This window comes from Rhodanobacter sp. MP1X3 (genome assembly GCF_014207165.1).
Lineage (GTDB): Bacteria > Pseudomonadota > Gammaproteobacteria > Xanthomonadales > Rhodanobacteraceae > Rhodanobacter.
In genome coordinates, this window is sequence record NZ_JACHCO010000001.1 from 1,524,473 (window position 1) to 1,550,657 (window position 26,185).

Sequence of the window (26,185 nt, forward strand, 5' to 3'; positions counted from 1 at the left end):
CCTTTGGAGCCCCGCATGTCCGATAGTCCGCTCGCCGAACTGGTTCAACGCCTGCCCGAACTACGCCTGCTGACCGGGCCGGGCGATCTGGAGCATTACGGCCGCGACTGGACCCGCCGATGGACGCCCACGCCGTTGGCCATCGCGCTGCCGTCGAGCGTTGATGAAGTGCAGGCAATCGTGCGCTGGGCCAACGAGTTGAGTGTTGCGCTGGTGCCTTCCGGCGGACGCACCGGTCTATCCGGCGGCGCGGTGGCGGCCAACGGTGAGCTGGTGTTGAGCCTGGAACGGATGAATCGCGTACTCGATTTCAATGCGGTGGATCGCACACTCACCGTGCAGCCGGGCATCACCCTGCAGGCCGTGCACGATGCCGCGCGCGGACATGGCTTGTTGTATCCGGTCGATTTTGCCGCCCGCGGTTCGTGCTCGATCGGCGGCAATATCGCCACCAATGCGGGCGGCATTCGGGTAATCCGCTATGGCAACACGCGCGAGTGGATCGCGGCGTTGAAAGTCGTTACGGGCAATGGTGAACTGCTCGAACTCAACCGCGGCCTGATCAAGAACTCCAGCGGCTACGACTTTCGCCAGCTGATGATCGGCTCGGAAGGCACGCTAGGTGTCGTGGTCGAGGCGACATTGAAACTCACCGATCCACCGCCGTTATCGCAGGTCATGTTGCTGGCGCTGCCGGACATGGATGCGTTGATGCAGGTGTTTGCGCTATTCCGTTCGCGACTCTCGTTGCAGGCATTCGAGTTTTTCACCGATCACGCTCTGCATCACGTACTGGCGCACGGCGCGAAACGAGCGATCGACGGCGACTATCCGTATTACGTCGTGACCGAATTCGACGCTGTCGACGAAAAAACGCAGGAGATTGCGTTGGCGACCTTCGAGCAGGCGGTGGAAAAGGGCTGGGTCAGCGATGGCGTGCTGGCGCAGAGCGATGCGCAGGCGGCTGCACTATGGCGCTTGCGCGAAGGCATCACCGAAAGCCTCGCGCCGCATCGGCCCTACAAGAACGATGTTTCGGTGAAAGTCAGTGCGGTGCCGGCATTTCTGCACGAGATGCAGGCGTTGCTCACGCACGAGTACCCGCAGATCGAAGTGGTCTGGTTCGGTCATATCGGTGATGGCAACCTGCACATCAACGTGCTGCGGCCGGATGATCTCGACGAGGTGGCATTCGTCGCGCAGTGCGATCACGTCACCAGGCTGCTGGCCACCACTCTGCAGAGTCACGGCGGCAGCATCTCGGCTGAACACGGCATCGGACTGGTCAAGCGTGCGTATCTGGAAAGCACCCGCAGCGCAGCAGAAATCATGTTGATGAAAGGCGTGCGCAAAGTGTTCGATCCCAACGGTATTCTCAACCCCGGCAAGCTTTTCATGGACAACTGAGATCAGCTCTGAAGTCCTTGCGTGGTAGCCTTGTGCGCTGAGTTTGCATGCCTCCTGGAGCCTTCATGCCGTCGACATTGCGTTCGCTTTATCCCGAGATCGAGCCCTTCAACAGCGGCAGTTTGGCGGTCTCTCCGCTGCACACGCTGTACTACGAGGAGAGTGGCAATCCGAAGGGCAAGCCGGTGGTTTTTTTGCACGGCGGTCCGGGCGGCGGTACCAATCCGAAATGTCGGCGTTTTTTCGATCCAGCCATCTATCGCATCGTGTTGTTCGACCAGCGCGGCTGCGGCAAGTCCACGCCGCATGCGGAACTCACCGACAACACTACCTGGGATCTGGTTGCCGATATCGAGCGGCTACGTACGCGTCTCTCGATCGCGCGCTGGCAGGTGTTCGGCGGCTCATGGGGATCGACCCTGGCGCTGGCCTATGCACAGACTCATCCGGACAAGGTGACCGAGTTGGTGCTGCGCGGCATTTTTCTGCTGCGCCGGAAAGAGCTGGAGTGGTTCTATCAAGAGGGCTGCAACTCGCTCTATGCCGATGCGTGGGAAACCTATCGCGATGCGATTCCCGAGGTGGAACGCGCCGACATGATGAGCGCGTATTACCGCCGCCTCACCAGCCCTGACGCGAAAACGCGCGTCGCTGCAGCGCGCGCCTGGTCGGTGTGGGAGGGGGCGACCAGTTATCTTTGGCAGGACCGCACGCACATCGCCTCCAGCGGCGAGGACGAGTTCGCACTGGCCTTTGCTCGTATCGAGTGCCACTACTTCGTCAATGGCGGCTTCCTCGAACACGACGATCAGCTGCTGCGCAACGTCGATCGCATCCGCCATATCCCGGCGGTGATCGTGCAGGGACGCTACGACGTGGTCTGTCCGATGCGTAGCGCCTGGGATCTGCATCGTGCGTGGCCCGAAGCGGATCTGAAGATCGTGCAGGATGCCGGCCACTCGGCGTTCGAGCCTGGGATTACCGATGAGCTGATCAAAGCCACGGACTACTTCCGTAGTTGAGTGGTGGAGCTGCGGCGAGAGTGATAGACCCATTCGGGTGGCGGCAGAGCCACCCGAATGGGCGGTTCTTTAGAACAACGTCGTGCTGATGGTGAGATACCACTGGCGTGGAGCACCCACGTAGTAGGTAGGCGAGCTCTCCGCCGCATCGATGGTCGGACCATAGGGCAGGCTCAGATAGTGACGATTGAGCAGGTTCAGTGCGTTCAGCGCGATGGTGGTCTTGTGCAATACGCCGTAGTCCGGCAACTCGTAGCTGGCGCTGCCGTTCAAGGTGAAGTTGGAAGGCACGCGATCGGTGTTCATGAAGTCACCGTATTCGCTGCCGGTGAACTTGCCGTTGAGGTTCAACACCAATCCGCGATCAGCCCAGCGCGTACCCAGATAAACCATGTTGCGTGGCGTACCGGGGAATTGCTTGCCCGCGGTCGCATAGGAGGCCGCCTCCACGCTGCCACCGCTGAGGTCGGTGCCGGCCGGCAGGTTCAGATCATCCTTCACCTTGGACTGCGTGTAGGTGTAGGAGCTGTACAGGCTCAGGCCGTGGCCAAGATCCAGGTTGCCCTCTGCATTCACACCTGCCATGCGCACCGGCCCGGCGTTGATGTAGTAGGACACGTAGGTGTTGTAATCGGTGCCCGAAGCCGTGCGGTTGCCCATGTTGGACAGGTAGGCGTTGGTATTCAAGGTCAACGGACCATCGGTGAAGCGCCAGCCGATTTCGTTCGACCAGGCACTTTCCGGCATCGGTGGGGGCAGGCCGAGCAGGCTGTTGCCGAAGGTGGATGAATCCTGCGGTGCGCGGAAGGTGCGGGTGAGGCTGTAGTAGATCTGGTTGTTCTCATCCGGTCGCCACGACGCGCCGAGTGTCGGCAGGAAGCGGTGGTAACGCTCGTCCGAATTGACGTTGTAGGTCCAGTCAGCTGGATCGGGATTGTTCGGATACATCACGAACTGGTTCTGACGCTGGGTATCCAGATAGGCCACGCCGGCGTTGAGGGTCCATTGCTCGGTGGGATTCCAGCTGTCTTCCACGAAGACTTTCTTGACCGTCGTGAGGTCGGATTCCCCATTGTTGATCCACGGCAAGCCGTTGCTATACGTCAGCAGATTCTTGTCGCCCCAGATCGATGCCGGCGTGCCGGTGTTCGGATCGACGTACATGGCCGGATAGTCTTCGGTCTGACGCGAACGCTCGTACCAGAAGCCCCAGGCCAGCGTGTTGTCCAAGCCCAGGTTCAGCGTGAACTTGGCATTGATACCCGGGCGATAGGTGTAACCACGGAAAGCTTCCAGCACGCTGTAGTACGGGCCGGCGGAATACTGATTCGCCTGCACCGGTGAGGTGCCTGTGCTGCTCAACGGCAGGAACCCGGAGTAAGTGCCCGTGCCGCCGCCATACTGGAAGTACGGAATCACCGACAGCGACAGATCCGGCGTGATCTTGAACTCGCCGTCCAGGCTCGCCACGTAGGAGATCCATGGGTTCTGGAACAGCTTGTAGTAATTCTCTTGTGCAGCGGAAGCTGCCGTGCCACCGAAAGCTTCATCGGAGGAAAAACCACCGGCCGGCGTCGGCGCCCACGTGGTGAGGTAATCGACGTTGTGATCCTCGGCGAACTGCGACTTGGTCGGATACAGGTAATCGTAGTTGCGCTCGTGGTTGTAATTGAGGTTGAAGGTGATGCTGTTGTTGTCGTCGATCTTCCACACTGACTTGGCCTGGATGCGGTGGATCTGATCCTGGCCCGCGCCGCGCCACTTGTCGTCGGAGTCCTGCGACACCGAGATCCAGCTGCTCACCGGACCGATATCGCCCGTGTTCAGGCGTAGGAACGTACTGCGCGCATCATCGCTACCGAAGGTCTGACCGAAGAACACGTTGAAGTCACTGGTAGGCGCCTTGGTGACGAAGCTGATGTGGCCACCAACGGCGCCAAGGTCCGGCATATCCAGATCGGCCGAGCCCGGCGACACGGTGATGGATTCGTAATTGCGCGCTTCGCCATATTCGGAAGCGTAAGGCGCGTAGTTGCCCGCATCGTTCACCGGCACACCGTCCAGCGTCACGCCTATCTCGCTCGCGTTGAAACCGCGGATGGTGTAGCTGCTGGCGTCGGTCAGACCAAAACCGTCGCTGGAGGCGGAATTGACGCCCGGCACGCTATTGATCATCTGCGTGTAGTCGGCGGTGATCGGTACTTCGGCAATCGCCTGCGCGGTGATCGTGGATACCTGCTTGGGCTGATCCTGCTCGGCCATGCGGCCACCGGCCAGGGCTCGTGCACTCACGTTGATCGAGGAGAGCGTAGTGCTTTTGGGCGGTTTGGCGACTTTCTTCGTATCGCTCGACGTCGCATCGCTGTCCGTGGCTTGTTGCGAGTTGTCCACGACCGAAGGCGGGTCGAGGGCGTGCGCGGCGCCGCTTGTTCCCAGGGCGAAGGCCAGGGCCAGCCAGAGAATGTTTTTATGGTGTTGGTTGGTCGCGGTATTCATGCGTGGTCGATCCCCTTCCCCTGAACAGGTGACGAAATAGCCGAGGTGCCATCGCAGTGGCTCCCTGGACGAATATTGGATTTATCTGAAACATCCCGAAACCGCGTTATGGCGCAGTCTCTTCGTACCATCCACAATGGATACCCTTTGGTCGGACCGGCCAACGTGGCGGGCCGACAGCGTCTTGCATGTTGCGCTGCAATAAATTTTTTACCGGATTGACATGCGCTTGTCCAGCAAGCGATTTATTGCCGCCCGATGGGCAATAAATTACGAATTCAATCCTGGCAAATAGCCCTTTTGCCGCTTTGCGCAAGATTTTGGCATCCGTCGCCCGGCAGGGCGCAGACTGTGCCCACGCAGCATCTGAGCCGGGCCGGTGGGCGACGATAGGCCTTGGCCGTGGCTAGTGTTTATAGACAGCGCTATCCAGGTCGTTGGGAGCCAGTCCGCCAGTGGCGAAGCACGGGTTATGGGGTTTACCCGATAAAGCGCTTTCACCCTCCTACAGAGGGCGAGCCACGTTCTGTTTGCGTGGGCAATGGCCTGAGCGTGTGGGTACGCGATAGCCGCGAGGTCAGGTTGCGTCGGACAACTGCTTGGTGCCGAAAATCTTGTCGCCCGCGTCGCCGAGGCCGGGCAGGATGTAGCCGTTTTCGTTGAGGTGGTCGTCGATGGCCGCGGTATAGATTTCGATGTCGGGGTGGGCGGCTTCGATGCGCTTGAGTCCTTCGGGAGCGGCAACGAGGAAGATGCCCTTGATGCGTTTGCAGCCGGCGGCCTTGAGCATGTCGACGGTGGCGACGAGAGTGCCGGCGGTGGCGAGCATGGGGTCGACGATGAGGGCGATGCGTTCGTCCATGCGACCGCTGAGTTTCTCGTAGTAGGTCACGGGCTGCAGAGTCTGCTCGTCCCGCTGTAAACCGACCACGCTGACCTTGGCGGCGGGAATCATGCCGAGCACGCCGGGCAGCATGCCAAGGCCGGCGCGCAGGATCGGTACGATGGTGATTTTCTTGCCCTTGATGCGCTGCACTTGCACCGGGTCGCCAGCCCAGCCAGGGATGGACTCCTCGACGGTTTCCATATCGGCGGTGGCTTCGTAGGTCAGCAGCGCGGCGACTTCGGCGGCCAGCTCGCGGAACTCCTTGGTGCTGATGCCGGCGCGACGCATCAGGCCAAGCTTGTGCTGGATCAGTGGATGGCGGACTTCAACAATTTTCATGCTCGATGCTCTTCGTCAACACGGCGTTCTTTCGCGATTGCCACCGAGCTTAACGAAGCAACCCCGCCTGTGCACCTCGATGTCGGGGATGCGCAGGCGGGGTCGATGATGCCCACGTGTGTTACGGAGTCGCCGGTGCGCTCTTCAGACACGAACTCATGAAAGTCTTGCGATCGGCACCCGCGAGTGCCTTGGTCTTGGCGTCGGCGTTGCAGCTGGTCATTTTCTGCTGCTGGGTCATTTTTGTCGGCGCAGCCATCGGCGTCGCAGCAGTTTGGCCTTTCAGGCAACTGCTCATGAAGGTCTTGCGGTCATCGCCTTTCTTGCCGGTAGCGGATTTGTTGCAGTCGCTCATGCGCTGCTGTTGAGGGGTGAGCGTTTTGGCGGCTGGACCGGTCATGCTGGACTGCGGAGACGCAAACACGGCACCGGCAAAAGCGAAAGCCGCGCTGATAGCCAACAGACGAAGTGACATCGACATCGTGGAGTCCTCCCTAAGTGACCGGCGAGCGCCGGCCGCGCCAGTCTATGCCTCTGGCCGGGATACTGGCAGTGGGGGAGTCCTATAATTTTTGACCATCCGTCCACACTCTGATGGCGAGGACTGGCAGGTTGCGGCGATGTGTTCCGGAAATCGCCGCAACCCGCGTGATCAGGCGGCTTCAGCCCTGGCCTTGCACGGGCCTTCCAGCAGCGCCTTGCGCAGGTGCGCGACGATCAGATCCACTTCGGCACTGGTGACGTTGAAGTGCGGTGTGAAACGCAGCGAATTGACGCCGCCGTGGATCACGCCAACGCCTCGCTCGCGCATGTATTCCTCGGTCGAGCCGGCGCCGTAGCATTTGTAGTCCGGCGACAGCTCGCAGGAAAACAGCAGGCCGGTGCCCTGCACCTTGGTGATCATGCTGCCGAGCTCGTTCTTCAGCGCATTGAGCTTGTCGATGAATTCCCGGCCACGCTCGCGGATGTTGGTGCGCAGGGCCTCGTCCAGCAGGCCAAGGGCAGCGCAGGCGACATCCAGCGCGCGCGGGTTGGCGGTCATCGTGTTGCCGTAGATACCCTTGCGATACAGCGCTGCGGTGCGTTCGGTCACGGCCAGCACGGACATCGGATACTGCCCACCGTTGAGCGCCTTGGAATAGGTTTCCATGTCCGGCGCTTCGAAGTGCTGGAAGCCCGGATAATCCACGATCGACAGCACGCCGTGCGCGCGCAGGCCGGCCTGGATCGAGTCGACCAGCAGCAGGGTTCCGTGAGCTTTCGTCAGCGCACGGGCGGCGGCATAGAACTCCGGCGTCACGGCGCGGCCGGGGTCGCCTTCGCCCATCACGGGTTCCAGGAACATCGCCTCGATATGCCAGCCGTTCTGATCGGCCTCGGCAAAGGTTTTCTTCAACTGCTCGACGTTGTACGGCTCCACGATCAGCAGCTCATCGTTGTGAAACTTGAAGCTGCCGAGATGCTGCAGGTACGTCTTGCGGGTCGAGTCGGAATACAGCGCCGGCAATTCGGTGCGGCCGTGAAACGCGCCGCGCACGGCAATGCGCTTGATCGCACGGCCAGCATGCGGACCACCTTCGTCGGTCATCAGCTTGGTGTTGACGTCCGCCAGACGGCCAGCAAGGCTCACGCTCTCGGAGCCCGAATTCAAGCACATGATGTGCGTGTACGGGCCGCCGCCGCGGGTGTGGCCGAGCTCGCGCTGCAAGGCTGCGCTTAGCCGAAGCTGGGCTACGCTGGGCGTCATCACGTTGGCCATCACTTGCGGCTTCGCCATCGCCGCAGCGATGGCGGGATGATTGTGGCCAAAACCGAGCATGCCGTAGCCGCCGTTGTCATGCAGCACGGCGCCCTTCAGCGTGACCACCCACGGGCCGCTGGCGGCGGCTGGCAGGTACGGGTTGATCGCGTCATCGGGATAGAAATTGATGAAGCCGGCCTGTGCCTTGACCAACTGCTCGGCTTCGTCCAGCTTCAGGAAATCGGCCATGTCGGTGCGCAGCTCGCGATGGCGCGCCACGGCTGCGGCAATTGCCTCGACCAGCTTGGGGTCGCTTGCGGCCATACGTTCGATGCTGGCGTCGTCCAGGCCGGCGGTACGCGGCTTGCCGCCGAATTCGCGCAGTTCGCGCAGCTGTTCAATCATTCGCATGACGCTTCTCCTCGCCCCGTCGGCGCCTCGCTCCTAACGCAAAGCAGGCCGCCAGGTTTTTGAATTTCGATCCGAACGCCGGGGTTGGGCTTGCCGCACCGAAACGGTTGCGCATTCCCAGGCCCTATTCGCAGGCCTTAAACCCTCTGGTGCACCGCCGCACAAGGGCTGGCGGGCATAGGCAGATGAAGAGCATAGCGCGAGCCCGGATTCTCCGGTACCCCCTGGCATGACGGCTGTCACCCGCAATCACTGACGCCAGCGACTGCCAGCCATGCACGGCGACGCGCAGCATGAGCAGCACAAGAGGAGCCCTCATGTCACTCACGACCACATCGATCGCACGCCTCGACGGTGCCATCAAAACCTACGGCCGACTGACCGCGCTTGACGGGGCCAACCTGCAGATCGGCCGCGGTGAACTGCTGGCGCTGCTCGGTCCCAATGGTGCCGGCAAGACCACGGCCATCGCGCTGCTGTTGGGACTGATCCGCGCCGACGCCGGCACGGTCGAGCTGTTTGGGCGGAATCCGCAACAGATCGAGGCGCGCCGCCGTATCGGCGTGATGCTGCAGAACGCCGTGCTGCCGCCCACGTTACGGGTTGGCGAACTGTTGCGACTCACGGCCAGCTATTACCCGTCGCCGCGCCCGCTGGCCGAAACCGCCGAACTGGCTGGCATCGGCGAGTTGCTGAAGCGGCCTTACGCGAAACTCTCCGGCGGCCAGCAGCGCAGCGTGCAGTTTGCGCTGGCGCTGTGCGGCCGTCCCGAACTGCTGTTTCTGGATGAGCCCACCGTCGGTATGGATATCGACGCACGGCAGAAGCTGTGGTCGGCGATTCGTCGCCTGATCGCCGAAGGTTGCGCCGTGCTGCTCACCACGCATTACCTGGAAGAGGCTGAAGTGCTGGCTGATCGGGTCTGCGTCATGGCGCATGGCCGGATGATCCACGAGGGCACCGTCGACGAGTTGCGCGCGCGCGTCGCGTTGAAGCGAATTCGTTGCGTCACGGCAACGTCCATCGAAAAAGTACGCGGCTGGCCGGATGTTGCCGAGGCGCGACTGGACGGTGAGCGTCTGCACATCACCACCGCCGACGCCGAGACCGTGGTGCGCCACTTGCTCGGCGCCGATGCGCAGTTGCGCGAACTGGAAGTACAGCGCGCGGGTCTAGCCGAAGCCTTCACAGAACTCACCCGCGATGCCGACGAGGTATCCGCCAACGACCAGCGCGAGGCTGCCTGAAATGGAAACCGTCATCTCCGTCCTTGCCTCGGAACCCGCTTCGATGTCGCGCGGCCGTGTGTTCGGCGCTTATCTGGCCGAGGCGCGCAGCGAGTGCGTGCGCTACATGCGCGCACCGGCCTTCATGCTGCCGATCATGCTGTTCCCGGGCCTGTTCTATCTGGTGTTCGGCGTGCTCATGGCGAAGTCGGAAGGCGCCGATGCTGCGCGATATCTGCTTGCCAGTTACGGCGTGTTCGGTGTGATGAGCCCGGGACTGTTCGGCTTCGGCGTGTCGCTGGCGCTGGAGCGTGACGGCGGCCTGCTGACCTTCAAACGTGCATTGCCGATGCCGCCGGGCGCCTACCTGCTGGGCAAGATGTTGATGGCGATGTGTGCTGCCGCGGTGGTGATCCTGCTGCTGCTGGCACTGTCGCGACTCGCGCACGTGGCGCTGTTGCCGACGCAAGCCGGAGCGCTGCTTCTGACCGGCGTGCTGGGTGTGCTGCCGTTCTGTGCCTTGGGCATGTTTATCGGTACGGTGTTCAAGGGCCAGGGCGCACCCGGCATGCTGCAGCTGATCTACCTGCCGATGTCCTTCCTTTCCGGCCTGTGGTTTCCGCTGCCTATGCTGCCGAAGTTCCTGCAGCAGATCGCGCCGATCTGGCCGAGCTATCACCTGGACAAGATTGCCATGGCGGCGGTGGGCCTCAACAACGAGCTGTTGCTTCCGCACGTGCTGGTGCTGCTCGGGTTCGCGGTCGGCTTCCTGCTGCTGGCGACGCGACGGCTGCGCCGTTACGGTTGAAGTAGCATGACCGACAACGACGCACCAACGGAAGATCGCCGCATGACGTCCAATCTGCTCGTGAGATGGTTTGCTCTGGCACCTGATTCGGGTTTTGCCGACGACATACGGCAAGGGAGAAATCCGTTTACGGACAGCGTGCATTTGCTCTGGTCTTTGTGGATTTTCGTCACGCCGATGTTCGACCACGGCCTGACGGGTTACACACGCCAGTGGTTGCTCATGACGGCCATCACTTATCCGTTGTTCCTGTTCCTGTTCATCAAGGTGCAACTGGTTAGCCGTCGATACGTGCAGTGGTTTCCGCTGGGCATGATTGCACTGTGCTTTGCATCCATGCCGTGGTTTCCGAGTGGCGTGAGCTATCTAGTTTTCGGTTGCATCATGCTCTATCACTGCAAGATGAGACGGCGTCAATACATGGCTGCCTTGTTGGCCATCAACGCTGTCTTCGTGGCGCTGGCCTGGTGGATTGGCTATCCACTGGTAATGATCGTGATCATGCCGGGCACGATCTTCATCATCTGCACCATTGTGATGGTCGAGAGCATCAGCAAGGAGCGCAACGCCATGCTCGCACTGTCGCAGGACGAGGTGCGCCGTCTCGCTGGCCTGGCCGAGCGCGAGCGCATCGGTCGCGATCTGCACGATCTGCTCGGCCACACGCTGTCGTTGATTACGCTGAAGCTGGAACTGTCGCGCAAGTTGTTTGATCGTGACAGCGAAGCGGCGCGGCGCGAGATGGAAGAGGCCGAAACGGTGGCGCGCCATGCGCTGGCGGAAGTGCGCAGCGCGGTAAGTGGCATTCGTGCGACCGACCTCGCGGCCGAACTGGCTTCGGCGCGACTGCTGCTGGAATCGTCGCGTGTGCATTTTGAATACGGTGAGCTGCCAACCGATCTGCCGGGTGATATCGAGCGCGGCTTTTCGCTGATCGTGCGAGAAGCGGCCACGAATATCGCGCGCCATGCCGAGGCGAGCTCTGCAAAAATCGACATCATCCGCGAGCATGCCAGCGTGCGCATGCTGATCAGCGACAACGGTCGTGGTGGCATCAACGGTGACGGCAACGGCTTGTGCGGTATGCGCGAGCGCGTGCGAGCGCTGGGCGCCACGCTGATCATCGAGTCGCCGCGTGGCCACGGAACCCGGCTGCGTATTGTGGCGCCGGTGCCGATCCTGCGGCTGGTCGAAACCTCGCGTGTGCCGTCGGACCTGTCGCTTGGACCGACGTTGAACTCAACCGTTTCAGGAAATCCTGCCGCATGAATCGATTGTCCTCTGCTGCGTTCTGCCCGAACCACGAGGTGTTCGCATGATCCGCATTCTGCTGGCCGAAGATCAGGCCATGGTGCGCGGCGCGCTGTCCGCGCTGCTCAATCTGGAGTCGGATATCGAGGTATTGGGCTCTGCTGCCGATGGCGAGATCGCCTGGCGCGAACTGCAGCGTTTGAAGCCTGACGTGCTGGTTACCGACATCGAAATGCCCGGCCTCACCGGGCTGGAGCTGGCGCAACGCATCCAGCGGCACGCCATGCCGATCAAGGTCATCATCGTGACCACGTTCGCACGTCCGGGCTTTCTGCGCCGCGCGCTTGACGCGGGTGTGGGCGGTTATCTGCTCAAGGATGCGCCTGCCGAAAATCTCGCCGAGGCTCTACGCACCGTGCATCGTGGTGGTCGCGCCATCGATCCGCAGTTGGCACTCGAAGCGTGGTCGGAAGCTGATCCACTCAACGACCGCGAGCGCCAGGTGCTGCGCCTTGCTGGCGAGGGCCAGTCGGCCGGTGATATCGCTACGCAGCTGAATCTCTCGCATGGCACCGTACGCAATTACCTCTCCGAGGCCATCGGCAAGCTCGGCGTGGCAAATCGCATCGAGGCGTATCGGATGGCGCGACAAAAAGGCTGGCTGTAAATAATCCAGAGCAAATAATTCTGATTATTTATATAAAGTGCTTGCGATTAAAAATAAACGCGGGTATTCTCCGTCACCTCGCCACTCTTGGCGATAACCGAGTCATCTCATTCCATGTCATTCCATCTCGCCATTGTTGCTACGCCAAAGACATCGCCGCTAATGCGTGATGGCGGCCGGCGCGCGTGCATGGAATATGTAACTGCAAAAGATTTCTCCCACTCACCAGACTGATTCCGCTTGCGGAGATCGGTCACCCCGATCTCCCGAGGCAACGCGAACGCCCTCGGGTCGCCAACCCCGGGGCGTTTTGTTTTTGGCGTTCGCAAGGGAATTCATGAATCGACCAATGTTTATGGAATGCGTTTCGCCCTGAAGCATCCGGCTGCTCCCAGCCGAGGCAGGGGCGCGGCTGCGACGGGCGCCTCTGCGCTGCGTCCTGATGCTTCGGCGCGAGCTGTGCGGGAAACGGATTCAAGGAATGGGACAAGCGCAGCCAAAGTTGCGACGCGTCTGTCCACACGTATTGCCGGTTGGCGACAGCCGGCAATCAGGAGCATCGAACCAACAGGTTCCCGCGGTATGGGCTCAAGCCCCATCCGGTGCGCGCGGCCATGCCGATAGCGTATGCCAGAGCCTGCCAGGCGGTGTTCCGCAAGCTGACGTTAGCTCAGAGGTAGAGCAGCAGCCTCGCGGTTGCTGGCCGCCGGTTCGACTCCGGCACGTCAACCACTGGATAGCTCAGATGGGTAGAGCATCGGTCTTATAAACCGATTGTCGCGGGTTCGACTCCCGCTCCAACGCCATGACCTGTTACGTCATGACAACAGGAACGAAAGTTCCGACCAGGAAACGCCTCGTGCGTTGCAGGGCATACACGTCATGGAAGGCGATGTGCATTGCAGGGCAGCGGAGGCGGAGCCAGACCCACGTCCTGAAGTCGGGCGATCGGGTATCTCGACGGATGGCTCTGCGGAATATCGCAGGTTTCCGGTGAGGTGACTGATTCCCCGTGAACGCACGCAGGTTTCGCTCCGCTGACGTCGGGAGGCGTTTCCAACTTATTTTTTAATCGAGGCGTTGTTAATAGCGAATCGATTATCCCGTGAGGGAGGTTCTATTGCGGATCTTCCGATTATCAAATGGACGCATGCGCTGTAACGATCCGGCGACGCATGCGGATTATATATCGGGTCGAAACAAGAATAACCAAAAGGAGAATCATCATGTTCTGGCTCAAGCAAATCGTGATCGGCGACGGCGAGCGCGGTTTGCTGTATCGCAACCGTCGTTTCGAGCGCGTACTGCCTGCGGGCGTGTATCGGATCTTTGATCCGCGCAACCGGGTGACCGTGAACGTGCACAATCTTGCCAAGCCCGAGTACGTCGGCGCGGATGCCGATGTGCTGATGGCGCAGATGGATGGTCCGCTGGCCGAGTGCTTCATCGTGGCCGACATCGGCACGTCGCAGGTCGGTCTGGTGCTGAAGAACGGCAAGCTGGAGGACGTGCTCGCACCGGGTACCCGCAAGCTGTACTGGAGGGGTCTGGTGCCTGTCGAGGTACAAGCGGTGTCGCTGGCCGACTCCTTGGAGGTCGATGCGCGCGTGGCCGGTCGTTTGCGTCAGCTGGGCCTGCTCGGCAAGGTGGCGGTGACGGTGGATGTGCCGGTGGAGTCGGCGGGTCTGTTGTTCGTCGATAGCAAGCTGCTGCGCACGCTGGTGCCGGGTGCCTACGCCTTCTGGAATTTCCAGAAGAACGTGGCTGCCGAGGTGATCGAGCTGCGTGTGCAGTCGCTGGAGGTGTCGGGTCAGGAGCTGTTGACGCGCGACAAGGTCAGTCTGCGTGTGAATCTGGCCGCCAGCCTGCGTGTAACCGATCCGGTCGCTGCGCGTACCAAGGTGGCCAAGTACGGCGACTACCTCTATCGCGAGCTGCAGTATGGCTTGCGCAAGGCAGTCTCGGACAAGACGCTGGACGAACTGCTCGGCGACAAGGCCTCGCTGGATGCGGACATCTTTGCCTACGTGCGTGGCCGCGTCAGCGAGCTGGGCCTGGAGGTGCTCGGTGTCGGCGTGAAGGATGTGATCCTGCCGGGTGAGATGAAGACAATCCTCAACAGCGTCGTGCAGGCGGAGAAGGCGGCTCAGGCCAACGTCATCCGTCGTCGCGAGGAGTCGAACGCCACGCGTTCGCTGCTCAACACGGCGCGTCTGATCGAGGAGAGCCCCACCCTCATGCGCCTCAAGGAGCTCGAGGCGCTGGAGAAGGTCACCGAGAAGATCGACAAGCTGACCGTGTTCGGCGGCCTGGATGGCGTGCTGAATCAGCTGGTCAGTCTGAAGTAACAACCTCGTGGCGATCGCACGGATGCGATCACCACGATTTCATTCAAGGAAAGAATCATGGTTAAGCAAAACTACGAACTGCTACATGCCGAAGGCAGTACCACGCCGATCAAGGGCTGGGTACACGGCGTGCCGCTGGAAGATTCCGCGAAGCAGCAGTTGCGGAACATCGCCGCGTTGCCGTTTGTCGGCCCGTGGGTTGCGGTGATGCCGGACGTGCATCTGGGCAAGGGCGCCACGGTGGGCTCGGTGGTGCCGACCCGGGGTGCGATCATCCCCGCCGCGGTCGGCGTGGATATCGGCTGCGGCATGGCCGCTGTGCGGACCACGCTGACGGCGAAGGATCTGCCCGACAACCTGGCTCAACTGCGTTCCAGCATCGAGCGGGGTGTGCCGGTCGGCAACGGTCGTGGCGGCGATCACGGACGCATGACCGACAGCATCGAAACGCGGCTGGCGCAGTCAGGACTGGTTGCCAGGCTGGAGTTGATCAAGGCCAAGCATCGCAAGATCCGCACCGACAAGGTCGACAAGCAGATCGGCACGCTGGGCGGCGGCAATCACTTCATCGAGGTGTGCCTGGATGAGTCGGATGTCGTGTGGGTGATGTTGCATTCGGGTTCGCGCGGCACCGGCAACCTGATCGGCAGCTACTTCATCGAGATGGCGCGCGAGCAACTGGCGCATCGCGTGCTGGGTTTCCATCTGCCGGACAAGGACTTGGCGTTCTTCATGGAAGGTGAAGCCCTGTTCGATGACTACGTCGAAGCCGTGTCCTGGGCACAGGATTATGCTCGCGCCAACCGTGAAGCGATGATGTCGCGTGTGCTGGCGGAAATGCGTCACCGTCTGCCCACATTCCAGCTCGCCAAGATGGCGGTGAACTGTCATCACAACTACGTACAGAAGGAGATGCACGGTGGCGATGAACTGCTGGTCACCCGCAAGGGCGCGGTCAGCGCACGTGAAGGCGAACTGGGGATCGTCCCCGGCAGCATGGGCACGTGCAGCTATATCGTGCGTGGCAAGGGCAACGCCGACAGCTTCCACAGCTGCAGCCACGGTGCGGGTCGGGTGATGAGTCGTACCGCGGCGCGCCAGCAGATCACGTTGGCCCAGCATCGCGAGGCGACGGCGCATGTGGAATGCCGCAAGGACGCGGCCGTGATCGATGAGTCGCCGGCGGCATACAAGTCGATCGACGCGGTGATGGCGGCACAGACCGATCTGGTCGAGGTGGTACACACCTTGCGTCAGGTGCTTTGCGTAAAGGGATGAAATCCATGTTGTCGTTAGGTTTGTAGCAAGCGGCGCCGCTCCTCGTGAGCGGCGTTTTTTTGTGTCCTTGAAAATCGGCACTCGCGGATTGTCATTCCAGCGGATGAGCGATCGATCAGGGGATAGCTAGAATGGGCTTCACATCGTGCGGCGACGCAGGGGCGTTGGGTTGATGATCGTTATCCGGTTTCGCCTTGCGGCGCTTCTTCGCACAGTCTTTTTTGCTGCGTCGATGTGGCTGGTGGCTTGCAGCCATCCGTCCCGCCCGCTGACGCACGACGCCTACATCTGGCAGCGTGCGTGGACGCCAGCGGTGACGCAGGCAATGCAGGGCAGTGCGGGCGATATCCGCGCATGGCGCGTGCTGGCGGCGCAGACCGATCGTGCGGGGCGGTTGCGGGTGTTTCATCCGGATCGCGCGGCGCTGCTGGCCAGCGGTAAGCAGGTGATGCTGGTAGTGCGTATAGACGGCCAGCTGGTGCAGTGGGATGAGGCGCAGTTGCTGGCGGATACCGAGGCTTTGTGGAAGGACTGGCAGGGCGGCGATATCCGTATCGCGGGGTTGGAGATCGATCACGATTGCGGCACGGCGAGACTGCCGGCCTACGCACACTACCTCGCCGCGCTGCATCCGCTGTTGCAGGGCGCCACGCTGTCGATCACCGCGTTGCCCGCGTGGTTGCATTCGCCGGATCTATCTACGGTGCTGGCGCAGGTCGACGAATCGGTGCTGCAGGTGCATGCGGTGCGCGATCCGCACGCTGGCCTGTTCGACAGCGCGCTGGCCTTGCATTGGGCCGACGACTACGCACAGCGCAGCGACAAACTGTTTCGCATCGCCTTGCCGACCTACGGTTCACGCGTGAGCTGGGATGCACAGGGTCGGCTGGCCAGTGTGCAGAGTGAAGCCGGCGTGCTGGATGCGGGTGACGACAGCCGTGAACTGCTGGCGATGCCGCAGGACATCGCCGGTTTTCTGCAGCAGTTGCAACGCGATCCGCCCTCGCACCTGGTCGGCATTGTCTGGTTCCGGCTGCCGACCATGCAGGATGATCGCGCATGGAATCTGGCTACATGGCTGGCGGTGATCCGGCAGCAGCCATCGCATGGCGAAATCACGGCCACCGCTCGCCCCAGCAGCACGCCAGGCACGCTGGATCTGCTGCTGCAGAATCCCGGCGAACTGGATATGTCGTTGCCCAAGGTGGTCGCGCTGCCGCAGGCCTGCGCACTGGCCGATGGCATCAACGGCTATGCACTTGAGTCGAGTCGCGACACACTAAGCATCAAGCGTCTGCAGCCGGGGTTGCTGCACGGACACAGTCAACGAGTCATTGGATGGGCGCGCTGCGCCACACAAGGAGCGCAATTGCATGTGGAACCGTAATGTCGTCTTGAGTGCCTGTATTGCCACGGCAGTTGCGGCCGGTGCCGTGTGGGCCTGCGGTCCAGATTTCCCGAGCCAGCTACTGGACCATCGCGACGCCACCCTGAAGGCCACGCCACAGAACAGTTTTGCGTGGGAGGCCGCGCACCTGCTCCCCGCAACCGACACGTTGCGGCCGCAGGAGTCGGAAGCATCGCCCTATGACACGCCCAAGCCCGTCGATGAAGCCAAGTCGCAGGGCATGACGCCAGGACAGTGGCAGCGGGTGCTTACGCTGCGGCAGTCGGTGGATGGCAACAAGGCGTATGACGATGGCAAGGATCTGCCCGAGGATTTGCGCCTGTACGTCGCTGGTGCGGTCGACTATGCCGCCGCCAACAAGGCGTGCGCCGCCGCGGTGAACCCGGCCGAGGCGACGACAGCGGCCGCTTCGCCGACTTCGACTGCCGCGACCACCGCATGCGACAAACCCGATCAGGCGAAGACGGACCTTGCCATCGCCAGTTTCGAGAAAGTGCTTGCACTGCCGCCCGAGCAGGCGACGCTGCGTTCGGTATGGGCGGCATACATGCTGGGCCGCATTCACGCGCTGCGCGCCAATGCAGCGATCGACGATGCCGCCGCGTTCAAGCGCGAGCGAGATGCCGCAGCCAAGGCATTTCAGCTGACGCGCGCGCGCGCGGTGGCCGGAGCATCGGACACGCAAGGTCTGGCCGTGTCCAGCTTCGGCGAAGAGGCGCGGCTGTATCTCTACAACGGCAAGCAACAGTGCAACTGGGCCAGCCTCTATGTCGACAATAACGATTGTGGCGCGGGCATCGCCGCGGCCGATCTGAAGCATGCGATCGCGCTGTACGCCGCGCAGGCCGGGCACGGTTCGGACAGCGCCGTGCAGTCGCTGGCGACCCTCGCAGGCAACGTGCTGCGTGACGATGACCGTGCTGCCGCGTTGGTGGATGGCCCACTTTCGCAGCGGCTGCTGGTGACTTACGCGCTGGCACGCATGGACGATGACTCGATGGCTGAAGTGGATGCAGCAGCGCCATCCCCAGCCAAACTCAATCCGGCGCTGCCGGCACTGGTGCAGGCCATCGAAAAGCAGGGTCTCGATCATGTGGCCGGTGCCGATCGCCTCGCTGCCCTGGCGTATCGCAGTGGGCGTTATGACCTGGCGGCAACGCTGGCGGCTAAGGCGCCGGGTCCGCTGGCCAGTTGGGTCGACGCGAAACTGGCGTTGCACAAGGGCGATCTCGCAGCCGCAGCCGCTGCGTACGCGGATGCCGCCAAGGCATTTCCCAAGTCGGATGATCCGAAGGCGGCTATCCAGCCGAGTAACGTGCCCCTCATCGGTGGCGAACAAGGTGTGCTGGCACTGGCGCGCGGTGAATACGTCGAGGCCATGGGCCATCTCTATGACGCGGCAAACCGCGATGACCGCGATGGCAACGTTTATACCGGCGATGATGGCGGCATAGGCGATGCCGACGAAAGGTTTTACGTTGGCGACGATGATGACGGCATCGGTTATTCCGACGACACGTTTTACGTCGCCGAGCGCGTGCTCACCATTGATGAGTTGAAGGCCTTCGTCGATGCGCATGCTGCTGCGACGCCAGTACCGGCCCGAAGCAACGAGAAGGATCACAAGGACGGCATCGGAACGCTGGCCGGCCGCTTGCGTTGGCTGCTGGCGCGGCGGCTGATGCGCGCGGCGCGATACGACGAAGCGCAGGCTTATTTTCCGGCCAGTAGCGATCCGCGCTTCGGTAATGTGGACCTCCGCGCCAAGGCCAACGAGTACGCCAGCGATATGCACAAGGCCGACAGCGCCTGGACCGACATCGGCAAGGCGCAGGCGCGTTATGCCGCGGCGGTGATCGCCCGCGAAAACGGCATGGAGCTGCTCGGCTTCGAGCAGGGACCGGACTACGTCGACAGTGGTGGTGGTTTCCAGGGCGGCAGCGGCCATTCTGCCGCTGATCTGAAGCAGACCTTCGTCACCGATGGCGAGCGTCAGCGCTTTGCTGACAGTGCCGCGAAGTTGGATTGGCGTTTCCATTACCGCTACATCGCCGCGGACGAGGCCTCGGCGGCGGCCGATCTTTTGCCGCCGCGTTCGCAAGCTTTCGCTGCCGTGATGTGCAAGGCAGCTAGCTGGATGCGTGAGGGGCCACCGGATTACGAGGATCACTATCAGGGGTACGGCGATACCAAGCCCTCCGGGCCTTCCGAAGCCCAGCGTCGCGTTGCTGCCTATTACCAGCACTACGTAAAGCAAGGCGCTTACGTGAGCTGGAACGACAACTTCGGCGCGGATTGCGAAGAGCCGGATTTCGATCGCGCGCGGCTCCTGCTGCGCCATCAGCGCATCGTCAAGGCCAAGCATTTAGTCAGGCATTGGATGCCGTATGAAGTAGCCGCGTTTGTGCTGGTGGTTGCAGGGCTTGCCGGATGGTGGATGCGTCGTCGCCGTCGTAATGCGGTGGCCTGACTGCCTCTCGGTAAAGGACGAGGCGCTCCAGCTGCGCGATAATGCGCCGCTGCCATCCCTCATCGCCAATACCGCGCCGCTCGTTTGCCAATCGGCGTGGCTCCCGAGAAGTTCAACGTCTTGAAGAAGTCCGATTTCGATTTTGAGTTACCGCCCGAGCTGATCGCGCAGGCGCCACTGGCGGAGCGTTCGGCCAGCCGCCTGCTGCTGCTCGATGTGGAAAAGCATGCGCGCGAGGATCGGCTGTTTCGCGAGCTGCCGGACTTTCTGCGGCCTGGCGATCTGCTGGTGTTCAACGATACGCGGGTGCTGCCGGCGAGGTTGTACGGGCGCAAGAGCACCGGCGGTGCAGTGGAGATTCTGATCGAGCGCATCACCGGCGCGCACGAAGCCACGGTGCAACTGGGCGTCAGCAAAAAGCCGAAGGAGGGCGGGCGGATCGAGCTGGCCGACGGCAGCTTCGCCGTGGTACTGGGTCGTGACGAGGCTTTTTTCCGGCTGCGGTTCGAATCCGCTGAGCCGTTGGAAAAATTGTTGCTGAAACTGGGCGAGATGCCGCTGCCGCCGTATATCGAACGGCACGCCGACGCCAGCGACATGGAACGTTATCAGACGGTTTACGCGCGCGAGCCCGGCGCCGTTGCTGCGCCTACGGCCGGGCTCCATTTTGACGAAGCGATGCTGGCCCAGCTGCGCGACAAGGGCATCGACTTCGGCTACGTCACCCTGCATGTGGGCGCGGGTACGTTTCAGCCGATGCGCGCCGAAGACGTGAGAGATCACGTCATGCACCGCGAGTGGCTCAATGTCGGTGCGGCGCTGGTGGAAAAAATCCGCCGGACGCGCGCGGCGGGTGGCCGTGTGGTGGCGGTAGGTACGACGGTCGTGCGCGCGCTGGAGAGCGCAACCAAGGATGGCGAGCTGCACCCGTTCGCCGGCGAGACGCAGATCTTCATTTTCCCCGGTTATCGCATCACCAGCGTCGATGCGCTGGTTACCAATTTTCATCTCCCACAGTCAACGTTGCTGATGCTGGTCTCGGCGCTGGCCGGGCGTGATTTCATGCTGGATTCGTACCGGTATGCGGTGGAGCAGCGGTACCGCTTTTTCTCTTACGGTGATGCGATGCTGATCTTGCCTAAGAGCCTGTTCACGATCTCTACGTAGCCCGCGTTGTGCCGTGGCGGTTGTTTGGTGGTAGTGCGTGGCGCAGCGTCTGACTGCCGGTCAGGTCAAGCACCGAGAAAGGTGTAAACCACCCACCGAGAAAGGTGCAAGCGCTGCCGCCGGATGGCCGCCACGACTCAACCCTTCGGGCCGGGTCGGTTTGCCCCCATGCCGGCGTCATCACTCGGTCGTGTACCGACGTACACTCCCTCGTTCTTCCTTGGCCTGTGCGCAAACCGCTCCCGGCGTGGGCCACGTGAAGGTCGTGAACAGGCTCTAAGGGCAGGTAAAACAACACGCCTTCTGCAGGCCGGTGATTCAGTTGTTGCCCTTCGCCACGCGTTGTCGACGCAGCACATGCAAAATGCTCGGACAAATTCTCTTTCCAGAGCGGCCTCACGGTGCTTTGGCGCTCCGTCCAGTGTGATCAGGAATTAGAGACCATGCAGCTTGATTTCAGTCAGCTCAATGCCGCCGAATCCTATCGCTGGTTGTCGTCTACGGTGACGCCCCGGCCAATCGCCTGGGTTTCCACGCTATCGACTAATGGGGTGACCAACCTCGCGCCATTCAGTTTTTTCCAGGTGATCTGCGATGACCCGCCGACACTGATGGTCAACGTAGGGCTGCGTGCCAGCGGTGAGCTGAAAGACACCTTGCGCAACGCCCGCGATACCGGCGAACTGGTCATCCATCTGGTCAGCAAGGCCGAGGCGGAGCACATGAACGCTACGTCGGCGACGCTCGCGCATGACGATAGCGAGTTCGAAGTCGTTGGCATCGCCACGGTGCCCAGCGTGCGCGTAAAACCACCCCGCATTGCCGCTGCCTCGGTGGCGTTCGAGTGCACGTTGGCTGAAGTGATTCCGTATCCCGCGAAAAACCCACGCCAGTTTCTGATCTTCGCTCGCGTGCTGCTGGCGCATATCGATGACGCTGTGATGGCGGATGGCCGGCATGTTGATCCGGCCAAACTTGACCTGGTCGGTCGCCTCAGCGGCAGCTGGTATTCGACTACGCGCGACCGCTTCGCTATGAAGCGGCCGGCGTAAACAGGCTCTCAGGCTCAGCCGCTGCACATCGGGTCATGCGGGACTTTTTCCTTGGCCAATAGCGGATGCGTCCGGTGATGGATTGCTTCGCCGGGGGCACCGACCGTGCTCTGGGGATGATTGGCTAGCAGTGCATGTTTTTTGTGCATCGCCGTGATCCCGGATGCCGCGCCATGACGTTGTTTGCATTGACCGAGTGGCGTTCCCGCCTCCGGCGTCGTCGCCGTCGTGGCAGCAGCAGGGATGGCGGTGGTAGGGGTTGCGGCAACCGACGCCACGCCCAAACCGGCGGCGATGGCCGCTGTCCCGATCGCAGGCGATGAGTTTGCCCGCGTGGTGGATGCATGGTCCGGCAGCATTGCTGCGGGCATGGGCACCGACTGTTGCCGTGCGCTGAAGGCTGGCGCCGAAGCCGGCTTGCCAAAGCTCCAGCGGAACCCGAGATTGACGGCATTGCTGGTGCTGTTTTTGGCGATGTCGTTGCTGTAGTAGATATATGTGCTGGCCTGTGGCGTGATATTGATACTGATACCTAACCCGGCCTGCCAGTGATTCCGCACCGGTGCCGTACCCTGGACAGCGAAGCTGTCCGAAGCAGCGCCAGCGAAGGCATTGTCGATCGATACGGTTTGATCCCTGGTGTTGTGCAGATAACGCACTAGCAGAATCGGATGGATCAGGGCCCCGTCCGGGGACATGTTGAAGTCGCCGATCAGTCGCGCGCCCACGCCGTACTCCATGCTGCTTGCGTTGGAACGGCCCACGTTGAGATCGGCATCGCCGGCGCCCTGCTCGGTGAAGGCGTCATACCTGACCTTTGCGTAGTAGGCGCCGACAAAGGGTTCCAGATGCATGTTCTCGAACTGGAAGCGGTAGCCGCCCTCCAGGGCCGCATTGATCGCGTTGCCATCGTAGCTGCCGTTGGCAGTAGGACTGAACTGGGAGCCGACCTGAATCTGCCGACTGCCGTTGGCGTGTTGCCAACCGTAGGATGCGAGGCCCTCGGCCCACCATTGCTGCGGGTTGTAGTACAGCGCGTGCAGACCGATCGAGTACTGGTCGACCTTGGTAAGGTCGTCGCGTTGATCGACGGAGGTGCGTGAGTTGGCAACGCTGGCATTCAGACCCAGGCGCAGGTCAGGCAGGACCGGTGTATCGGTGCCCACGATCAGTCCATGAATCTGGTAGTCGGTCGCGGCGACATTGTCGGTGCTGCTAAAGCCGCTGTCGGCGTTATAGGGTTCGGCCCAGACGGCGGTTCCCTGTTCATCGGTATCGCGCGCCAGCCGCAGTCGGTCGAACACCGTATCCTGATATTGGCTCTGGCCGCTCAACTCGGCCTGCGCGGCCGATGCGTAAGTTTCGCCGGTGAGCGTGCCGAACGACTTGACCACCTGGTTCGCGGTCAGGCCGCGCGCATAGCCGAGCAGGGTAGGCAGTTGCGTGGAGCTGGTGGCGATCTTCTGCAAGGCACTGGCCATGTTGTACTGGTTGCTGTTGAGGCCAGGGAACTGGTTGAACGGCGTGCCGCCGGTGCCGCCGCCAGAGCCACCGACCTGGCTCAGCGTCAGAATCACCTGATTGCCTTGATTCGCCACGCTGGCATTGAGGAAGGGCAGCACGTTTTGCGTTACGCCGGCATACGTGCCAGTGATGCCGCCGCTGGCGTTGAGGATGGTGTAGGTGTTCGTTGCCGCATATGTTCCGGCGGAGGGCAGGGCAATCAACTGGCCGCCGAGTGAGGCAGTGCCATTGACCTGGATATGGTCGCTGCTGCCGCTGTCGTTTTCACGAATCTGCGTGGAGGAACCCGCGCTGCTCGTGAGTCCGCCCAGGGTCAGGGTGGAGCCCGGCATGTTGGTGCCTGCTGCTGAGCCACTGGCTCCGCTGACACCGCTGGGCGCCAGGATGCCGTTTACCGTGACCGGGCCGGAGATGCTGCCGCCGCCGACCAGAGCGCCGGTACTGGCTATCGTGGCCGGTCCGCTCAGGGCTCCGTTCACGACCAGGTTGCCGCCTGCCGTGGTGCCGCCGGCAAAGCTGGCCGTGGTGCCGCTGGCTATCGTCAGCGTGCCGGCACCGACATTGAGGTTGGAAATATTGCTGAACGATGCGGCGGGCAGGGTGCTGTCACCGCCACCGGTGATGTTCAAGGTGGTATCGGTACCCACTCCGTTCACCGTACCGGTGACGCCGGCCAGATTGGCGTAGCTGACATTCAGGCTGCTATTGCCACCCAGATTCAGCGTGCCGGCAATCAGCCCGTTCGCTGTTGCCGCGCTGCCGCTGCCATTGAGGCTGGCAGTGGCACCAGTGCCTATGCTGATGCCACCGGTATAGGGATTGCTTGCGTTCAACACACCGCCGTTAACCGTCAGCGCGCCACTGAGACCACTGAGCGAGCCGTCCAGGTTCAATGTGCCGCTGCCTTCCTTGTCCAGCCCGCCAGTGCCGGCGAGGTTGCCTGTCAAGCCGAGGTTTTGCGAGCCCTGTACGGTCAGGCCAGTTGCGCCGACGTTGACATTGTTACTTACGGTCACCGCTGTTCCCGCCTGCAAGGTGGCGCCATCGATCGCCAGTGCACCGGTACCCAGCGCATTGTTGTTGCCCAGGATCAAACTGCCGCCCGTCACCGTGGTGCCACCGCTGAAGCTGTTGGCGCCGTTCAACGTCAGCGCGGCAGAGCCGCTCTTGGTCAGGCTGCCGCTGCCGGAGAGCTGACCACCCAGGGTCAGCGCCTGGCTACCGGTGTCGGTCAGTGCCGCATTGAGTGCGATGTTGTTGGCCACGGTGACTGGAGCGGTGGCGTCTAACGTTGCCGTACCGGCTATCGTGAGTGCGCCTGTACCCAGGGCTGCATCGTTGCCGAGCAAGAGGCCGCCACTGTTGACGGTAAGCCCACCACTGAAGCTGTTGGCGCCAGCAAGGGTCAGTGTCGACGTACCGTTCTTGACCAGGTCGCCAGTGCCGGAGATCGTGCCGCCAAGATTCACTGCGCTATTACCCGGCAAGGTCAGGTCCGCACCGCTGGCCAGATCGACATTGTTGGAAAGGCTCAACGGATTGCCATTGCTGTCCAGTGTGGCCGAGCCTGCGACCGTCAGTGCGCCGGTGCCCAGTGCGCCGTTGTTGCCAAGGACCAGGCCACCGGCATCAAGCGTCACGCCGCCGCTGAACGTATTCGCGCCAGTCAACGTCTGCACGCCGGTACCGGTCTTGGTCAGGCCGCCACTGCCGGCGATCGTGCCAGCGAAAGTCTGGTTGCTGGCATTGCCGAAGCTCAATGTGTTCGCACCCAGGTTCACCGCGCCACCGGCACCAGCCAGCGAACCGATGACCTGATTGCTACCGGCCGAGATATCCAACGTGGCGGCGGTGCCCAGGGTGACCGCACCGGTCGCCGCCAAACTGCCGCCGGCACCAAGTGCCAGCGTGCCCGTGTCGATAGTGGTGCCACCGCTGAAGGTATTGGCGCCGGTCAGGGTCAGAGTCGCGCTGCCGTCCTTGGTCAGGGCGCCGGTGCCGGAGATCGCACCGCCTACGGTGAGCGCGTTGCTGCCCAGCACATCCAGGGTCGTCCCCGCGGCCAGGCTGACATTGTTGGCCAGGCTGACCGGTGCATTCGCATCCAGCGAAGCTGAGCTGTTAACACTCAGCGTGCCTGTGCCGAGCGCCGTATTGTTGCCGACGAGCAGGCCACCGGCGTCGAGATCGACACCGCCACTGAATGTGCTGGCGCCGGTTAGCGTCTCTACGCCGCTGCCGTTCTTGGTCAGTGCACCACTACCAGCGATCGTACCGGCGAAAGTCTGGTCGCTGGCATCGCCGAAGCTCAACGTGTTCGCGCCCAGGTTCACCGCGCCGCCGGCACCGGCCAGCGAGCCGATCACCTGATTGCCGCCGGCTGAAAGATCCAGCGTGCCAGCACTGCCTAAAGTAACTGCGCCGGTTGCGGCAAGGCTGCCGCCGGCGCCGAGGGCCAGTGTGCCGGCGTCGATGGTGGTCCCACCGGTAAAGGTATTGGCGCCATCGAGGGTCTGTATCCCTGCGCCATTCTTGATCAGGCCACCGGTGCCGGCGATGACGCCGGCGAAGCTGGCGTTGCCAATACCGCCCAGGGTCAGCGTATTGCCGCCGAGCGTGACATTGCTGCCGCCCACGCCATTCAGTGCGCCGATCGCCTGATTGCCACCGGCGGAGATATCGAA

Annotated in this window: 17 protein-coding genes and 2 tRNA genes; 14 read left to right on the top strand and 5 right to left on the bottom strand. The window is 62.2% G+C overall.

The features are described 5' to 3' along the window. The first annotated feature begins 15 nt into the window (after positions 1-15). Together HDE79_RS06435 and pip are read left to right on the top strand one after the other, a co-directional pair. On the top strand, positions 16-1,407 hold the full coding sequence (locus HDE79_RS06435) for an FAD-binding oxidoreductase (RefSeq protein ID WP_184601022.1): 1,392 nt from the start codon (positions 16-18) through the stop codon (positions 1,405-1,407). 65 nt (positions 1,408-1,472) lie between these two features. Beyond that, positions 1,473-2,429 (top strand): prolyl aminopeptidase, encoded by a 957-nt coding sequence (gene pip / locus HDE79_RS06440; RefSeq protein ID WP_184601023.1) that lies wholly within the window; start codon positions 1,473-1,475, stop codon positions 2,427-2,429. 69 nt (positions 2,430-2,498) lie between these two features. Here the strand turns inward: pip and HDE79_RS06445 are convergent, their stop codons facing one another. The 4 genes from HDE79_RS06445 to HDE79_RS06460 form a co-directional block, all read right to left on the bottom strand. After that, entirely contained in the window at positions 2,499-4,925 is a 2,427-nt protein-coding gene (locus tag HDE79_RS06445; protein ID WP_184601024.1) for a TonB-dependent receptor, read from the bottom strand. Between the two features lie 577 nt (positions 4,926-5,502). Further along, positions 5,503-6,150 carry a uracil phosphoribosyltransferase gene (gene upp / locus HDE79_RS06450; RefSeq protein ID WP_184601025.1) on the bottom strand — a complete coding sequence of 216 codons (648 nt, stop codon included), beginning with the start codon at positions 6,148-6,150 and terminating at the stop codon, positions 5,503-5,505. A gap of 121 nt (positions 6,151-6,271) precedes the next feature. After that, a complete protein-coding gene (locus tag HDE79_RS06455; RefSeq protein ID WP_184601026.1) occupies positions 6,272-6,631 on the bottom strand; it encodes a PsiF family protein in 360 nt (119 codons plus the stop codon). 171 nt (positions 6,632-6,802) lie between these two features. Continuing rightward, positions 6,803-8,302 carry an aminotransferase class III-fold pyridoxal phosphate-dependent enzyme gene (locus HDE79_RS06460; protein WP_184601027.1) on the bottom strand — a complete coding sequence of 500 codons (1,500 nt, stop codon included), beginning with the start codon at positions 8,300-8,302 and terminating at the stop codon, positions 6,803-6,805. A gap of 317 nt (positions 8,303-8,619) precedes the next feature. Here HDE79_RS06460 and HDE79_RS06465 point away from each other — a divergent pair, with 317 nt between their 5' ends. From HDE79_RS06465 to HDE79_RS06520, 12 genes are all read left to right on the top strand, one after another. After that, positions 8,620-9,549 carry an ABC transporter ATP-binding protein gene (locus HDE79_RS06465; RefSeq protein ID WP_184601028.1) on the top strand — a complete coding sequence of 310 codons (930 nt, stop codon included), beginning with the start codon at positions 8,620-8,622 and terminating at the stop codon, positions 9,547-9,549. A 1-nt stretch (position 9,550) separates the two neighbouring features. Next, entirely contained in the window at positions 9,551-10,336 is a 786-nt protein-coding gene (locus HDE79_RS06470) for an ABC transporter permease (protein WP_184601029.1), read from the top strand. A 6-nt stretch (positions 10,337-10,342) separates the two neighbouring features. Beyond that, on the top strand, positions 10,343-11,605 hold the full coding sequence (locus HDE79_RS06475) for a sensor histidine kinase (RefSeq protein WP_255488264.1): 1,263 nt from the start codon (positions 10,343-10,345) through the stop codon (positions 11,603-11,605). A gap of 46 nt (positions 11,606-11,651) precedes the next feature. After that, positions 11,652-12,254, top strand: coding sequence for a response regulator transcription factor (locus tag HDE79_RS06480; RefSeq protein WP_184601030.1), 603 nt, complete (start codon positions 11,652-11,654; stop codon positions 12,252-12,254). Between the two features lie 660 nt (positions 12,255-12,914). Next, a tRNA-OTHER gene (locus tag HDE79_RS06485) sits at positions 12,915-12,986 on the top strand. 2 nt (positions 12,987-12,988) lie between these two features. Continuing rightward, a tRNA-Ile gene (locus HDE79_RS06490) sits at positions 12,989-13,054 on the top strand. Between the two features lie 426 nt (positions 13,055-13,480). Next, positions 13,481-14,602 (top strand): slipin family protein, encoded by a 1,122-nt coding sequence (locus HDE79_RS06495; protein WP_184601031.1) that lies wholly within the window; start codon positions 13,481-13,483, stop codon positions 14,600-14,602. Positions 14,603-14,656: 54 nt separating this feature from the next. Further along, the gene (locus HDE79_RS06500) at positions 14,657-15,880 is read left to right on the top strand and encodes an RtcB family protein (RefSeq protein WP_184601155.1); all 1,224 of its coding nucleotides are present in this window, start codon (positions 14,657-14,659) and stop codon (positions 15,878-15,880) included. A gap of 172 nt (positions 15,881-16,052) precedes the next feature. Beyond that, a complete protein-coding gene (locus HDE79_RS06505; RefSeq protein WP_184601032.1) occupies positions 16,053-17,267 on the top strand; it encodes a DUF3142 domain-containing protein in 1,215 nt (404 codons plus the stop codon). After that, complete coding sequence (locus HDE79_RS06510) at positions 17,254-19,758, top strand: hypothetical protein (RefSeq protein ID WP_184601033.1); 2,505 nt, start codon at positions 17,254-17,256, stop codon at positions 19,756-19,758. Before HDE79_RS06505 ends, HDE79_RS06510 begins: the two co-directional genes overlap by 14 nt. A 120-nt stretch (positions 19,759-19,878) precedes the next feature. Beyond that, complete coding sequence (queA, locus tag HDE79_RS06515) at positions 19,879-20,925, top strand: tRNA preQ1(34) S-adenosylmethionine ribosyltransferase-isomerase QueA (protein ID WP_184601034.1); 1,047 nt, start codon at positions 19,879-19,881, stop codon at positions 20,923-20,925. Between the two features lie 443 nt (positions 20,926-21,368). Then, a complete protein-coding gene (locus HDE79_RS06520) occupies positions 21,369-21,977 on the top strand; it encodes a flavin reductase family protein (protein ID WP_184601035.1) in 609 nt (202 codons plus the stop codon). 14 nt (positions 21,978-21,991) lie between these two features. Here HDE79_RS06520 and HDE79_RS06525 read toward each other — a convergent pair. Further along, a partial coding sequence (locus tag HDE79_RS06525) for an autotransporter domain-containing protein (protein ID WP_184601036.1) occupies positions 21,992-26,185 on the bottom strand: 4,194 nt, incomplete at its 5' end.

What these genes read in the sequence shown, in the direction of transcription:
- HDE79_RS06435 (WP_184601022.1), top strand. Translation starts at nt 16, where the DNA reads ATGTCCGATAGTCCGCTCGCCGAACTGGTTCAACGCCTGCCCGAACTA.
- pip (WP_184601023.1), top strand. Translation starts at nt 1,473, where the DNA reads ATGCCGTCGACATTGCGTTCGCTTTATCCCGAGATCGAGCCCTTCAAC.
- HDE79_RS06445 (WP_184601024.1), bottom strand. Translation starts at nt 4,925, where the DNA reads ATGAATACCGCGACCAACCAACACCATAAAAACATTCTCTGGCTGGCC.
- upp (WP_184601025.1), bottom strand. Translation starts at nt 6,150, where the DNA reads ATGAAAATTGTTGAAGTCCGCCATCCACTGATCCAGCACAAGCTTGGC.
- HDE79_RS06455 (WP_184601026.1), bottom strand. Translation starts at nt 6,631, where the DNA reads ATGTCGATGTCACTTCGTCTGTTGGCTATCAGCGCGGCTTTCGCTTTT.
- HDE79_RS06460 (WP_184601027.1), bottom strand. Translation starts at nt 8,302, where the DNA reads ATGCGAATGATTGAACAGCTGCGCGAACTGCGCGAATTCGGCGGCAAG.
- HDE79_RS06465 (WP_184601028.1), top strand. Translation starts at nt 8,620, where the DNA reads ATGTCACTCACGACCACATCGATCGCACGCCTCGACGGTGCCATCAAA.
- HDE79_RS06470 (WP_184601029.1), top strand. Translation starts at nt 9,551, where the DNA reads ATGGAAACCGTCATCTCCGTCCTTGCCTCGGAACCCGCTTCGATGTCG.
- HDE79_RS06475 (WP_255488264.1), top strand. Translation starts at nt 10,343, where the DNA reads ATGACCGACAACGACGCACCAACGGAAGATCGCCGCATGACGTCCAAT.
- HDE79_RS06480 (WP_184601030.1), top strand. Translation starts at nt 11,652, where the DNA reads ATGATCCGCATTCTGCTGGCCGAAGATCAGGCCATGGTGCGCGGCGCG.
- HDE79_RS06495 (WP_184601031.1), top strand. Translation starts at nt 13,481, where the DNA reads ATGTTCTGGCTCAAGCAAATCGTGATCGGCGACGGCGAGCGCGGTTTG.
- HDE79_RS06505 (WP_184601032.1), top strand. Translation starts at nt 16,053, where the DNA reads ATGATCGTTATCCGGTTTCGCCTTGCGGCGCTTCTTCGCACAGTCTTT.
- HDE79_RS06510 (WP_184601033.1), top strand. Translation starts at nt 17,254, where the DNA reads ATGTGGAACCGTAATGTCGTCTTGAGTGCCTGTATTGCCACGGCAGTT.
- HDE79_RS06520 (WP_184601035.1), top strand. Translation starts at nt 21,369, where the DNA reads ATGCAGCTTGATTTCAGTCAGCTCAATGCCGCCGAATCCTATCGCTGG.